The sequence below is a fragment of the Runella sp. MFBS21 genome, assembly GCF_029433105.1.
Classification (GTDB): domain Bacteria; phylum Bacteroidota; class Bacteroidia; order Cytophagales; family Spirosomataceae; genus Runella.
The window spans coordinates 442,496-456,877 of the sequence record NZ_JARNTW010000004.1 but is presented as its reverse complement, the minus strand read 5'-3'; the positions used below and the strand labels follow the sequence as shown (position 1 = coordinate 456,877).

The following is a 14,382-nucleotide window of genomic DNA, read 5'->3' as shown; positions in this document are numbered from 1 at the left end:
TTTTACGGCATATCGCCTTGTAATTCACGTTCAATATCTTCAATACTTGGCAAACTACTTTTGAGATTTTCGGGGAGAATACGCGTTAAATCGTATTCCGAGATACCAATGGGCTTGTGAATATCTTTGAGTGCATACTCCGCAAACACTTTATCTTTGGTTTGGCAAAGGATCAGGCCAATGGTGGGATTATCGGTAGGATGTCTCAGTAAATCATCTACCGCTGAGCAATAAAAATTCATTTTACCTGCGTATTCGGGCTTAAACTCCCCTTTTTTAAGTTCCACTACCACAAAGCAACGTAGCTTGAGGTGATAAAAGAGGAGGTCAAGGTAAAAATCCCGCTCTGAGACAGTTAACTCATATTGGCGACCTACAAAAGCAAACCCAGCCCCCAATTCCAGCAAAAATTTTTCAAGGTGTTTTACCAATTCGATTTCCAGTTCACGTTCCGTAAAAGGTTCGGTTAGGGTCAGGAAATCAAATGAATACGGATTTTTGAGTGTTTCTTTGACCAATTCGGATTGGAGTGACGGCAAAGTAGTTCCAAAGTTATTGGCAGATCGTCCCTGTCGAAGATAAACGTCGCTTTTTATCATTTGCGCTAACGTATCACGCCCCCAACCATTCTGTAGCGTTTGTTGAATATACCAACCCCGTTCATCGGTATTTTTCAAGCGTTGCATCAGCAGAATCGTATGTCCCCAAGGCAATTTTGCAACAGCCTGTTGCAAAATTGAAGAATCAGGATACTCTTTAGCTAATTGCAACATATACCCCAAGTTACGTTCTGAAAAACCTTTTACTTCGGGCAGGTCATTTTTAAGGTCCTTAGCAAGTTTAGGGATAATACCTTTGCCCCAGCCATCCATTTTTTGTCTTTTCAAAATAATAGCACCAATATCCCAATACATCAGAATCATTTCAGTATTTAACGAGAGAGAGGCTTTTATTTGCCCCTGCCTGATTCTGCTTTTTATATCATCAATCAGCGATAGATAAAATGTCAATTCCATACAAATCCCATTTTAGCGAGGTGTTCGTTCACTTTTTGCTCCAGTGCTTCCATTTCTTTGGTCAGGGCGGGGAGTGGGGTTTCGTAGCGCTCGGTGAGTTCTTTGAGGCGCTGCGTGAGGCGTTGGCTGATACGCTCCATTTCGGTTTTTACGTTGCGTTCGAGCGCGGCCATCCACTTGTCGTCCACCACCAGTTGTTTGATTTCGTCCTCAGTCAGCGTTTGGTAGCGTTGGAGGGTCTTTTGGTCCAAGTCGGCGGCGGCTTCTTTGATTTGGGTGGCAAGCTTGGCTTGGTCGTCGATGAGCTGCAAGTAAAGTGTGAGCAGGGCGCGTTCTTGGGCATCGTCGTTGGTTTTGAGGTACGTCAGCTGCGGCTCGGCCACTAGGCCAAAATCCAAGGTAAGCTCCTTCGTATTTTCTTTTTTGGGCGAGATTTCTTTGAGGCGTTTTTGGACGCTGCCTTTGTTTACCTTGTCATAATCGGCAAAAAAACCTTCTTCGCCGCTGTGTTCCTCTTCCAGTTCTTGCAGCTGGGCAAAGAGGGCTTCTTTTTGGGCTTCGAGGGCGGCGAGGGTATTTTTTTCGTGGGCAAAATAACGATCCACCACCAGCGCTTTGGGGACCAAATCGCACTCCCAGATGGTAGCGGTTTTGGTTTTTTTCTGAATCACGGGCTCAGCCTTCCAGCCGTCGGTGGCAATGAGGTAGCAGTCGTCTTGCATGGTTTCGTTCCAGTAGTTCATCAGGTGCTGATACACATCGTACTTGTCAAGCAGGGCTTTGTCGGCGTAGCTGCTGAGGATGTCTTCTGCGATGGTAGTAATGATGTGCTTGGGCTTGGATTCAGTATTGAGGGCTTTGAGGTAGGCGGTGGTGCGGGTTTTCCATTGGGTAAAAACGGCGTCCATTTCGGCACTAAAAGTCACAAACTCAGGATGATGAAAGATGCTGGTTTTGAGGTGCTCTTTGGTCACTTTGGGGCGATAGTAGCCCGCACGGGGGCTGCTGTCGAAGAGGGTGGTTTTGAGCGTAGGATACACCGCCCAATAGTCGTTGAGGGCATCGAGGTCGGCACGGGGGATGTCGCCCACCAAATGCCCCATAATGTCCTGAATATCTTCCGTTTCTTGGCTGTCGATGTAGCGCGGGATGTTGAGGTTATACTCGTTTTTGGGGTCGGCAATTTCCTCCATCGGCACGAGGCGACTGTAATGGGGCAGCTCGATTTGTTTGTTAAACACATCCACTATTTTGTGAATGTCTTGCTCGCGGAGGCGGTTTTTGTTGCCGTCTTTGATAAAACCCTTGCTAGCATCCACCATAAAAATGGCCTTGCGTGCGTCGGCGGTTTCTTTGTCGATGACGATGATACAGGCAGGGATGCCCGTGCCGTAAAACAAGTTGGCAGGCAAGCCAATGATGCCCTTGATGTAGCCGTGTTGAAGGAGATTTTTGCGAATTTCGGCCTCGGCATTTCCCCTAAAAAGCACGCCATGCGGGAGGATACAGGCCGCCTTGCCCGTACTTTTGAGCGACTTAATGATGTGCAGTAAAAAAGCGTAGTCGCCGTTTTTGTCGGGCGGTACGCCAAACCCATCAAAGCGCCCATAGAGGTCATCTTGGGGATTAAAACCACTCGTCCAGTTTTTGAGCGAAAAGGGCGGATTGGCCACGATAAAATCAAATGTTTTGAGGTGCCCCGTGCTTGCATCTCTAAAGAAAGGATCCGACAGTGTGCTTTGTCCACGGTGAATTTCGATGGCCGCTTGGCCGTGCAAAATCATGTTCATCCGCGCCAAAGCGGCGGTAGTCACGTCTTTTTCTTGTCCATAGACACTGCCTTTGCCGTCGGCTTCATCCACGGCTTTGAGCAGCAGCGACCCCGATCCGCAGGTAGGGTCATAGAAGGTGGTTTGGTTGGAAGCTTGTTTGATGTTGAGTACTTTGGCCATCACGCGGCTTACCTCTCCAGGCGTATAAAATTGCCCCTTGCTTTTGCCGCTTTCGGTGGCAAAGTGGCGCATGAGGTATTCGTAGGCATCGCCCAAAATATCGTCACCTTCGGCGCGGTTTTTACTAAAATCAAGCGCGGGGTTTTCAAAGATTGTGATGAGGTTGGAGAGTTTGTCCACCATTTCTTTGCCTTTACCGAGCTTGTCGTCGTCGTTGAAATCGGCCACATCAATCACGCCTTTGAGGTCGTTTTCGATGGCCAATGCCCCGATGATGGTATTCATTTTATCGCCTATTTCTTTATCACCTTTGAGGGCTACCATGTCCTGAAAACTCCCTCCTTCGGGAATGGTAATGAGGGCATTGGGGTCGTCGGCGTATTTGTCGGACACATATTTTACAAACAACAAAACCAATACATAGTCTTTGTATTGGCTTGCGTCCATTCCTCCCCGCAACTCATCGCAACTTGCCCAAAGGGAGCTATACAATTCTGATTTTTTAATGGCCATTGATTTATGATACGCCTAAATGGATGATTTTCGAGGCGGTAAATATCGGGATTATATGGGAGAAGGCAAGCAAATAGGAAGTTACGGATTTTTGTAAGCGGTTATTACGTCTTAAAGAAAAAACCCTCAAAACAGGCTGTTTTGAGGGTTTTTTGTGATTTTTGTGGTCTCGTAGGGATTCGAACCCCAAACCTTCTGATCCGTAGTCAGATGCTCTATCCAATTGAGCTACGAAACCGTATAAATTACTCTTTACTTATAGGGATTGAATCCCAAATTTTCTGATCCGTATCGGAGTCGCGTTCGACCGGAGTCGCGTTCGACCGGAGTCGCGTTCGACCGGAGTCGCGTTCGACTCAGATGCTCTATCCAAGCGAGGCGTCGCACCGTCAGCTACGAAACCGTTATGTATTTTCCCATTGTTTTGGGACTGCAAAGGTAGCAGTTTGTTCCTTTAATGCAAAAATTTTTAACACAAATATTCAAAAAAAATACCTTTCAATTCATTATCAAGCATTTGTATTTTGCAATTGGTATACTAAACATAAATCTTTAGTCCGTCATAGCCCAATTTTACGTGGTTCGGTAAAGTAGGCTCGATAAGGGCATGACGTCCCATTTTATGACTGATGTGCGTAAAATACGCATGTTGTGGTTTCAGAATCTCCACCACTTCTAAGGCTTCGCGCAAGTTAAAATGAGAAATATGGGGCTCGTGCTGCAATGCTCCCAATACCAACGTATCCAGATTTTGAAGTTTAGCGTATTCGCTTTCGGGAATGTGATTTACGTCGGTTAGGTAGGCAAAATCCCCTACTCTAAAGCCAAAAACGGGGAGTTTGTGATGTAGCACATCAATAGGGACAAATTCGACACCTTCGATACTAAAAGGCTCATTGTGGATTTCGTGAAGTTGGAGTCGGGGAATGCCAGGATAGCGAAACTCCGCAAAAGCATATTCAAATTCCCGCCGTAACTGCTCTAAGACCTGCGCTCGCCCATATACAGGCATGTCGCGTTGTTGAAGAAAATTGAAGGCTCTTACGTCATCCAAACCCGCCGTATGATCTTTGTGCTGATGGGTAAACAAAACTGCATCGAGCTGATTGATTCCCTCCCTTAATATTTGCTGACGAAAATCGGGTCCGGTATCAATCACAAAACTTTTTTCTTCTATGAAGATGTGTACCGATACACGCAAACGCTTATCGCGATAGTCGAGCGAGCGGCAGACTTCGCAGGAGCAGCCAATGAGCGGCACCCCGGATGAGGTTCCAGTACCGAGAAGAGTAACAACCATTGTGGATAAGCAAGATGCGTGTATTGGAAGAAATTTTTAGCTAAATTTAGTTTCCAATACACGCACCAAAGGTATTATTTATTCTTCCGTCAATTCATTTACGATTTCTACAAGGCGGTCGAAATTGAGGGGTTTTACGAGTACATCATTAAAGCCCGCTGATTTGAACTCTTCTTCAGAATAATTTTTGGCATTACCAGTGATTGCTACCACTGGCAAATTAGATTTTTTCTTATCGTTGAGAGCTCGAATAGCTTTTACACACTCCATACCATCCATAATAGGCATGTTGATATCGAGCAAAACAATGTCAAAATCTTCTTTGTCCACGATTTGCATCACCTGTTCTCCGTTTTTGACGGCGGTGATTTCATAATTCTGAAACTCCAAAATCTTGCGGGCTAGATTTTGAATGACGGAACTATCTTCGGCAATGAGAACGCGCTTTTGCGACATGATATATGAATTTTGGTGGTTTAATGCTTTCTATTGCAAAAGAACAAAGAAAAGCGATATTAAGAAACAGAAAAATTATAAACTAAAAAACTCTTTTCAAGAAAAACACAAAAATCATTCCTAACTCCTTTTAAGGTAGCCTAGGCCCCATCAAAAAATCCCGAGCGCAGGCACGGGATTTTTTGAAAAGTAGTAAAACAATGCTTAGTTGAAGATATAACGCACTCCAAATTGCATGTAGTAGGTAGATGAAAATCCTACGTTGTCGCGGAAAGTATCTTTGATAAGTCCTCCACGATCCAAGCCTAAACGATAAGTAGGTTTCACTGTTCCTCCTGATACTACCGACGAGTTGTTGGCAGGTATCAAAATAGCGTTGTTGTTAATAAGCTTAGTCAAGCCCCAGCTGCTGTTAAGAAGGTTTCCAAGATTGAAAATATCAACACTCAACTGGATAGTATTGCGTTTGCCCTGTACATTGACAAAGAAATCTTGAAGGATACGGAAATCAAATTGGTTTCTCCAAGGCAATGCAGCACCATTACGCTCAGCATATTGACCTTTACGCTTACTCAAATAAGCATCTTGTTCGATATATTGGAAAAACGCATCACTCTGCTGTTGGGGAGTATAAGTAACTGCACTGGCACCAGAGCCTACTGTTTGTGATACAAACGTAATTTCTGAAGGATCTTTAGGAACATAAATCAAATCAGCATTGGCGCCGTCTCTGTTGAAATCCGTAGAATAGATATAAGAGAAACGACCGTCAGCTGAACCTTGATATACCAACGAAATACTTGTCGCCAAGAATTTAGCATACTCTTTACGGTAAGAAAGTGAACCAACTAAACGCGTCGGAACTACATAGTTAGCATTGCTAAGGGTCGCAAAGTTTGAGCCATTGACAGTAGCAGTTCCTTGGAAAGCCGAAGCTGGCTGATCCCCTCCACCGTCAAACAAGTTTTTGGCACCACTACGTACATATGCCAATGAAGCCGAAATACCTTTGCTAAATTGTTTTTCTAATTTAGCAGTCACAGACCAATAGTAGCCTTGTGAAGCATTTCCTAGCATTGTAACGTTGTAGGCGGTGGTTCCGGTAGGGCTATACTGACCCGCAGATGTAAGAGGATTGATGTATTTTTGGGTGTTTGTGGTAGGATACATCAAACGATTGTCTGGATACCCCGACACGCCAAGTGCAGTAGGCTGAACAAGGTTGATATTACTGAAATAAGCAGTATTAATGTCTTTGTTGTAAATCCCTTCTACCGTACCTACGATTCCCCAAGGCAATTGCATATCCACGGCTAAGCTACTTTTCCAAGTTTGTGGCATTTTGAAATCAGGAGAAATTGCTGTTGTTCCTCCTGTAGGAATAGAAGTACCAGCCACAGGGACAGTGGTGGGATAGTAAGGCTCCAATCTGAAAGGACCAGGAACATTGGCACCTGTCCAAGTTTGAGTTACTTGTAGCATACCTGCATCACCTGCTTGTGATACAATCCATACAAAAGGCACACGTCCTGAGAAAATACCACTACCACCACGAACTTGAAGCGAACGGTCGCCATTTACATCATAGTTAAACCCTACACGTGGCGACCACAACAAACTAGACTTAGGAAGAGCCCCCGTATTTACTTTCTGTCCATTAGCAAAAGTCAACTGTGAAATCAATGGATGCTCCTTCAAAGGTTCGGGGTAAGTTGGCAAATCGATACGCAATCCAGCCGTAATTTTCAGCTTGCTGTTGACGTTGATTTCGTCTTGTCCGTACACAGAATACTGAGAAAACTTAAAGCTTGGGAACACTTGCTCAAAATTAGGTGCCAACGAGTAAGTCAAACCATAGTGGCTTGGCAATTTGCCCGATGTAAAGTCATCCCAAGACTGGAATACATAAAAACCTGTACCAAAGCGTTGGAAACCATTTTTGGTAGTATTGAAGTCGGCTTGTGCTCCTACAGTCCAGTTGTGCTTACCCGAAGTCCAAGTCAGGTTATCTACGAAAGATAGCATTTCTACATCACGCAAGTTTCCATACGAAAACAACTCCGTTCCAAAAGAAGTAAGTGGATTACCATCTTTCAAGATATCAACAAAAGGAAACTGTCCGCCTTTGGTAGTACGGGGGTCATTTTGGTGTGTATAAGTAGCACGCAATGTATTGGCAAATTTACCACCGAAAGTAGAGTTAAGCTCGGCCGCAAAAGAAGTAAAGTTGGCTGCTTGAAAATACCCTGAGTTTTCGTACTGCAAAGCTTGAGTGCTTTGACGGTTTTGGGGGTAAATATTTGTAAACGGCGAAACAGATGTACTTGGCTGAATCCGTGAAGACTCGCTCTTAAGTTGGTTGTAACGGACGTTGATACGGTGATTTTTGCTGATGTTCCAATCTAAGCGCACCAAAAATTTAGTACTGAAGCTATTTGAAGAGTACCCTTGGTAAGGCCCAGTTTCATATCCGTATGTGTCTCTCAAGTAAGCGCTGATTGTATTCATTTCGTCTACTGTAGGGCGCGATACTTGGGGATTGCTTTGTGAAAAAGGCAACTGAGCCGTTGCCGCAATTTGAGAAGGACCTGGAGTGATTTGCTTTTCTGTCTCGGCATTGACGAAGAAGAAAAGTTTGTTTTTAATAAGAGGTCCACCCAAACGGAAACCGTACTGTTTGTAATCCAAATCTTGACGAGCAAAAGTATTATCGCCTACTTTATTTCCTTGTTGATTTTGATTTCTGAAATAAGTATAAGCTGAGCCAGAAAAATTATTATTTCCAGAACGTGTAACGGCGTTGATAGCACTACCAATAAAACCAGATTGGCGAATATCATAAGGAGTTACATTTACTGAAATTTCTTCGATAGCATCCAATGAAATAGGAGTTGCATTGCCACCTGGAAGGTTAGTACCAATCCCAAAGTTGTTGTTAAAGTCAGCACCATCAATAGTGATATTGTTTTGGCGGTAGTTTCCTCCACCCACCGACGTACCGTTGGCTTGAGGAGTAAGACGAGTCAAGTCGTTGATACTACGGCTGATAGAAGGCAAAGCTTGAATCTGACCGCTACCGATATTGGTTACTGCACCCAGCCGTTCGCTGCTAAGGAGTTTGTTTTGAGCACTCACTACTACTACTTCCGCAAGCTGCACATCGCCAGTCGAAAGCTGTGAATTAAGGGTATAAGGCTCTCCTAATTTCAGATAAATATCATCGTATGTTTTGGTTCCAAATCCCACAAAACTTACCGTAACTTTGTAAGGACCACCAATCCGCATGTTGGGGATACTGTAGTTACCACTTACATTTGTAACACTTCCATATTGAGTACCAGAAGGAACGTGTACAGCTACTACGGTGGCACCGGGTAGTTCTGAGTTTTTGTCATCCTTCACAGTACCGCTCAAAGTAGAGGTAGTAACCTGCGCCTTCACTTCGGGCAAACTCACACAAATAGCAGCAATGACTGCGAAAAGTGCAATTATGAGCCGCATTTTTCGTAAATCTTTAAGATTCATAATTTGAAAATTTTGGTTAGAATTGTAATTGGTTTTAAACAGTTGGTTGATGTCAAAATCGGCACAAAGAAACAAGAAATTTATGGGACAAACAAAAGCTATTCCCAAAGAAAACAATACCTTAACAGCTGTGAATGACCGTATTATTAAAATAATACATTTTTTTACGGCAATTTTTCAAAATAAAGATTTTAAAAAATTGTTAACATTGTTTTGCTTCTCAAACTCCCAATCTTGCTTATTTGTTTGAAACTGCTTTTAAACCAAAAATGAGATTAATCCTATTAAGCATATTGTCTATTTCCTTAAAATCGTACAAATTGCCGTATTCATGCAATTGTGACCATTAAATCACCATATACCGTGACTCCAAAATTATACCTCATCCCTACCCCTATTGGCAATTTGGAAGACATTACCCTGCGTGCTATCAATACCCTCAAAAACGCTGATGTCATTCTGGCCGAAGACACCCGAACCTCTGGTCATTTACTCAAGCATTTGGGTATTACGAAGCCCTTGCAAAGCTACCATATCCACAATGAGCATCAGACTGTACAGAAACTCATCGCTCGTCTCCTCAAAGGCGAAAACATGGCCTTGGTCTCTGACGCAGGTACGCCTGCTATCTCTGACCCAGGCTTTTTGCTGGTGAGAGAATGTATCAAAAACAACATAGAAGTAGAATGTTTGCCTGGACCTACTGCCTTTGTACCTGCCCTCGTCAACTCAGGTCTTCCTAATGATCGTTTTACATTTGAGGGGTTTTTACCCCATAAAAAAGGCCGCCAAACTCGCCTTACTCAACTCAAAGAAGAAGAAAGAACGATGATTTTTTATGAATCTCCGCATCGGCTATTAAAGTCTTTGGAGCAATTTGTGGAGTATTTTGGAGCCGACCGACAAGCTTCTGTGTCTCGCGAATTAACAAAAGTTTATGAAGAAACTATTCGTGGGACTTTAACCGAAATTATTGCTTATTTTGCCGAAAAAACTATCAAGGGTGAAATCGTTATTGTTGTATCAGGTAAATAGTAAAAAAGGGGTAGCAGTCCAGAAGAGAAAAAGCAGAGAAAATATGGCTAGACGTATTGCTTACAGCCTACAGCTTATCGCTTACAGCCTTCTGCTAAGTTCGTCGCTCATGGCCCAAACCCTCAGCAATGAAGCCAAAGTGAGTCTGATTACTATTGCTCCAGGCAATAGTGTATTTGAAGGAAGTGGTTTTGGGCACAGCTCTCTCTGGATATATGACCCGCTCAACGGCATCAGCAGAAACTACAACTATGGCACTTATACTTTTCAAACAGGCAATTTCTTGCTAAAATTTGTGCAAGGTACGCTACCTTACACGCTTTCGGTAGTACCAATGGAGTACGTAGTGCCCCATTATGAGGCCGAACGCCGCGACTTGACTGAGCAGATTTTGAATTTGTCCCAAACACAAAAACAAAAACTGTTTGATTTTCTGGAAAACAATGCTCTTCCCCAAAATCGTGAATATCAATACCGGTTCTTTTATGACAACTGTTCTAGCCGTATTCGCGATGCCCTGCAAGTAGCTTGTGGCGATAGTCTGGTTTATTACAACAAACCTATTGACGGCGAAGCCAAAAGTTTTAGGCAATGGATGAATCAATATTTGGAATATAAACCTTGGGAAAAATTTCTGATGAATCTAGCCCTTGGACTTCCTTCGGATGAAATTGCAACGCCTCAGCAAGAAATGTACCTGCCTTACAATTTGATGCATCACTTCGACAAGGCTACCATAGGTGGCAAATCCCTCGTAAGTAGGACACAACCCTTGGTTACTACTCATTTTTCGCATCGGGAGCAGCCTTCGCAACCTTGGTGGTTAAGTCCGATGGTACTCTTTGGGGTATTGGTAGTATTTGTGATTTGGTATACGCAACGCCAACAGAAACAATTGAAAATCTCCTTCGTATTTGATAAAATATTTCTTACCATTATCGGCCTAGCAGGATGGATTTTGTTGGGATTAGCTACTGCTACCAATCACGGTGTGACGGAGTGGAACTTGCATCTACTATGGGCTATTCCGCTGTACTTACCATTGGCGTTTTTTCTAAGCCGAATTAAGCAACAAACTTGGGTACAAAAGTTTGTATTAATCAACCTTGGCTTGATGGGCGTCTATGTGCTATCGGTCGCGATAGGGAGTGTGGTCAAAGGCGTATTTGTAGGAATGCCTTTGGAAGCTTGGCTGCTCATTTTTTGTCTTTTTTATCGATTATTCTTTCTCAGAAAAAGAACACTTTAATCATGGCTATCATTAAATCTCAAAATCCTGACGATATTCCTAAATATGACAAAGAGCTATGGCACAGTAAAACTCCGCAGCAACGTTTGGAAGCAGCTTTGAAACTTATTTTATATGCCAAGGCGATTTACAAAGCAAACCCCGCCAACCCTCCCCTAGACAATGGAAGCAGAATACTTAAATCTCGTACGCCTATTGAACGAAGCAAGTACAATGTCATCTCAATGCAAGACTTATCATATTTAAAGAACATCGAAGAATGAATCTCGAAAATCTCACCTTACAGACCATAGAAATTGTTCGCCAAGCGGGGGCATTTATTAAACAAGAAGCGGCGAAATTTGACCGCACTCAAACCGAATACAAAGCCGCCAACAATTTAGTATCTTACGTTGACAAAGAAACCGAAAAGCTTCTTGTGACAGGTCTGCGCCAACTCTTGCCTGAGGCGGGCTTTATCACCGAAGAAGGTACTGCTGGCGAAGAATCAAACCCCGATGAGTTGTATTGGGTTATTGACCCACTCGACGGAACTGCCAATTTTATTCATGCTTTGCCCATTTATTGCGTAAGCGTAGGTTTGGTCAAAAACAAAATCCCCATCGCCGGGGTCATTTACCATTTGGGTACCGAAGAACTATTTTATGGTTGGCAAGGTGGCGGCGCGTGGAGTGTTAGCCTAAGGTATACGCTGGGAGGGCTTCCGCTAGATGTTTCTTTGCTCGAAAATGCAACTCGTCTCAAAGTATCGACGGCCACCACCATAGGCGATAGCTTACTAGCAACGGGCTTCCCTTATTATAAATTTGAAAAACAAGACAAATACCTCAAAATCCTAGAAACCCTCATGCAGCGCTGCCACGGCCTCCGCCGCATGGGAGCCGCCGCCATTGATTTAGCCTACGTAGCGGCAGGGCGTTTTGAGGCATTTTATGAATACAACCTCAACTCTTGGGATATGGCCGCTGGCACACTCCTTATTTTAGAAGCAGGCGGACAAATCACTGATTTTTCGGGTGGACAAGATTGGCTCTTTGGCGGTGATGTGATTGCTGGCTGTGCTGCTCAATCAGAATTGCTAGAAGTAATTCAAGAACACTGGTCCTAAACCCTATTGTGTAGCGTGCCAAAAGCCTAAAAGAATTGGTTTTTGGCACGCTACAGCTTAATTTATGAGTAGCTCATCTACGAGCAACAATGCCGTCCGTCCTTTGGCTCCATGCCAATCTGGAATTTTTTGAAGAGGTTTGGCTACGATTTTCAGAAAAGTCACCGATTGAGGCTTAAACTTACCTCCTACTGTAGTTAGCAAATGCGGGCGTTGTTGGGTCGGAATAGAAGGCTTAAAAGTCGCTATTAGTTTCAATTGATTAGGGTCTGTTCCTCCCCATACTTCAATTTTTTCGGGAGGAAATATCCCCGTTTCTACTTCTTCCATGATACGCAACTCCACCGACGATATAAGCGCAGGCTTCTTAAATTCTGACATCAAAGCCATATCGTTGTTTCGGACGCCAGTCCAATTGTTGGCCCATGCAGGGCTGTTGGCATTGAAGGTACCGAGTTTTGTATCAAAAAACGATTTCTCTCCTTCTGCCTGATGTACTCGATTGAGCGGTAGCAAAAGCCGTACACTATCAGGCTTGTAGGTTCTTTTCAAAAAGTCAAAATCTATTACGTCACTTCCATACCAACCATCTTTGTAGGCCTTAGCACGAATATGAGTGCTATTATTAATGATTGTTTGATTAGTAAACAACGGCGAACGAATACTATCTGGCTCGGTGCCGTCGGTCGTATATCTAATTTGAACACCTTTGACCGGGTGACTCAACAATACGGCCAATGAGTTTTCAAAAACCATTGCGCTGTTTTTAACTTGCGGCGGATTGAGTTTGATAGGGTTTGAACCATCATCTTTGAACCCTTCAATAAAATTGATATTCTTAAACTCTTTTTTGAGTTGCTGCATCTCTGAGGGCGTCAGACCCGTGTTCCAAATAGCCACCGTATTGAGATTCTCAAAACTAGATATGACTGCTTGAAAGTCTTTGAAGGCTATTTTTGTTCCTGCTACAGAGAGGTTTTTGAGTTTTTTTAAAGCAGTAAGTTCTTTCAGTCCTTTGCCAGTAATATCCGTAAAATTCAGATTCAATTTTTGCAAATTTTCAAAAGCTACTACTTGACCCAAATCAGCATCTTTGACGGGCATTTTGGCAAGATTCAAAAATACCACCTGCTTCTTAATCTCAACCAACTCTTTGATTTTGTCAGGGTTGTACAAATTTTTATTGAAAAAATTGACCGATAAAGCAGGCGATTCATGGGCCAAGGGTGCAATACTCCGAAACTCCGTCGTTAGCTTTTTGATGGTTTCTTCGTCGGCAGCAGCAAAGTCAAATGTTTCTTGTGGGGTATTGACAGGTGCCAACAAATTGGCGGCAATAAGCCGTAAGGAATCATTAGCAGGCAAGTCTGCCACTTTTTTCTTAAAATCAGCATTGCCTTTAATCCACAGCGATAATAGCATAATTTCTTGCGGATTGAGCTGTACTTTCCCCACGGGAGGCATGTGCTTTTTGTCGTCGAGCGGTAAGTGAATACGCTGCAAAAGCAAACTCACTTGGGGCTGTCCGGGCACAAACAACTTGCCTGTTTTGCCACCCTTCAAAATCGACTGTTGGTCGGTCAGCATCAGCTCACCTTTTATCTTATCGGGATTGTGACAACTAACGCATTTTTGTTCAAAAATAGGTTGAATGACATGGTCAAAAACAATGGCCTCGTCGAAAGGAACTGACTCAGGGGTTTGCAAAGGACCAGAAATAAAATTGTCGCCGTGCGTTAAAACCGCGCCAAAATGCCCCGTAATTACCAAAATCAAGGCCGCAATCGACACAAATCCTTTGGCGATAGCAGCCTGATACCAAGGCTGTTGGCGCACCCAATAGCCCGCTAGTGCCACATAAAAAACCACTATACCTGTCCATTTGTGCCAAGGTAAGGTTTCACCTTCGTAGCCTTGTTCTTTTGCCAAAAAAAGCCCCATAACCACCGTCATCCCGGTCAAAACGGCTCCAATAAGCCAGAGATTTCGCAGAAATAGAAGGTAAAAAGAATTGGAGGAGTTGGAAGAATTAAAGCGAAAAAACTCCATTCCAAAGGCAATAAGCAGCATCACAATAGGAAAGTGCAACAGCAAAGGATGCATACGTCCCAAAGGCTGGAGCCAAAGCGGTACTACCAATTTGCTCTCAAACAACAACAGAAAGGCAATAAATATTCCGAAAACCAACAAAAACTGCTCTAAATAATCAATAACCTTTCTACTCATTT

General features: G+C 43.4%; 10 protein-coding genes and 1 tRNA gene. 4 read left to right on the top strand and 7 right to left on the bottom strand.

The features are described from left to right. Nucleotides 1–2: 2 nt before the first annotated feature. From P1X15_RS12205 to P1X15_RS12180, 6 genes are all read right to left on the bottom strand, one after another. Nucleotides 3–1,016 carry a YhcG family protein gene (locus P1X15_RS12205; RefSeq protein WP_277338401.1) on the bottom strand — a complete coding sequence of 338 codons (1,014 nt, stop codon included), beginning with the start codon at nucleotides 1,014–1,016 and terminating at the stop codon, nucleotides 3–5. Next, on the bottom strand, nucleotides 1,007–3,481 hold the full coding sequence (locus tag P1X15_RS12200) for a type I restriction-modification system subunit M (protein ID WP_277338400.1): 2,475 nt from the start codon (nucleotides 3,479–3,481) through the stop codon (nucleotides 1,007–1,009). Before P1X15_RS12200 ends, P1X15_RS12205 begins: the two co-directional genes overlap by 10 nt. 164 nt (nucleotides 3,482–3,645) lie before the next feature. Beyond that, nucleotides 3,646–3,719 (bottom strand) — tRNA-Arg (locus P1X15_RS12195). A gap of 300 nt (nucleotides 3,720–4,019) precedes the next feature. Next, entirely contained in the window at nucleotides 4,020–4,781 is a 762-nt protein-coding gene (locus tag P1X15_RS12190; protein ID WP_277338399.1) for an MBL fold metallo-hydrolase, read from the bottom strand. Nucleotides 4,782–4,859: 78 nt separating this feature from the next. Next, nucleotides 4,860–5,237, bottom strand: coding sequence for a response regulator (locus tag P1X15_RS12185; RefSeq protein WP_037326414.1), 378 nt, complete (start codon nucleotides 5,235–5,237; stop codon nucleotides 4,860–4,862). 204 nt (nucleotides 5,238–5,441) lie between these two features. Continuing rightward, nucleotides 5,442–8,762, bottom strand: a complete 3,321-nt coding sequence (locus tag P1X15_RS12180; RefSeq protein ID WP_277338398.1) for a TonB-dependent receptor domain-containing protein — start codon at nucleotides 8,760–8,762, stop codon at nucleotides 5,442–5,444. Between the two features lie 363 nt (nucleotides 8,763–9,125). Between P1X15_RS12180 and rsmI the strand changes: the two genes are divergently transcribed. From rsmI to P1X15_RS12160, 4 genes are read left to right on the top strand one after another with little or no spacing between them, the layout of a single operon-like run. Next, nucleotides 9,126–9,797 carry a 16S rRNA (cytidine(1402)-2'-O)-methyltransferase gene (rsmI, locus tag P1X15_RS12175; protein ID WP_277338397.1) on the top strand — a complete coding sequence of 224 codons (672 nt, stop codon included), beginning with the start codon at nucleotides 9,126–9,128 and terminating at the stop codon, nucleotides 9,795–9,797. Between the two features lie 43 nt (nucleotides 9,798–9,840). Continuing rightward, entirely contained in the window at nucleotides 9,841–11,046 is a 1,206-nt protein-coding gene (locus P1X15_RS12170) for a DUF4105 domain-containing protein (protein ID WP_277338396.1), read from the top strand. A gap of 2 nt (nucleotides 11,047–11,048) precedes the next feature. After that, nucleotides 11,049–11,309, top strand: coding sequence for a hypothetical protein (locus P1X15_RS12165; protein ID WP_277338395.1), 261 nt, complete (start codon nucleotides 11,049–11,051; stop codon nucleotides 11,307–11,309). After that, nucleotides 11,306–12,154 carry an inositol monophosphatase family protein gene (locus P1X15_RS12160; RefSeq protein WP_277338394.1) on the top strand — a complete coding sequence of 283 codons (849 nt, stop codon included), beginning with the start codon at nucleotides 11,306–11,308 and terminating at the stop codon, nucleotides 12,152–12,154. The genes P1X15_RS12165 and P1X15_RS12160 overlap by 4 nt, the downstream gene beginning before the upstream one ends. 57 nt (nucleotides 12,155–12,211) lie before the next feature. Here the strand turns inward: P1X15_RS12160 and P1X15_RS12155 are convergent, their stop codons facing one another. Beyond that, nucleotides 12,212–14,380, bottom strand: a complete 2,169-nt coding sequence (locus tag P1X15_RS12155; protein WP_277338393.1) for a c-type cytochrome domain-containing protein — start codon at nucleotides 14,378–14,380, stop codon at nucleotides 12,212–12,214. Nucleotides 14,381–14,382 lie beyond the last annotated feature (2 nt).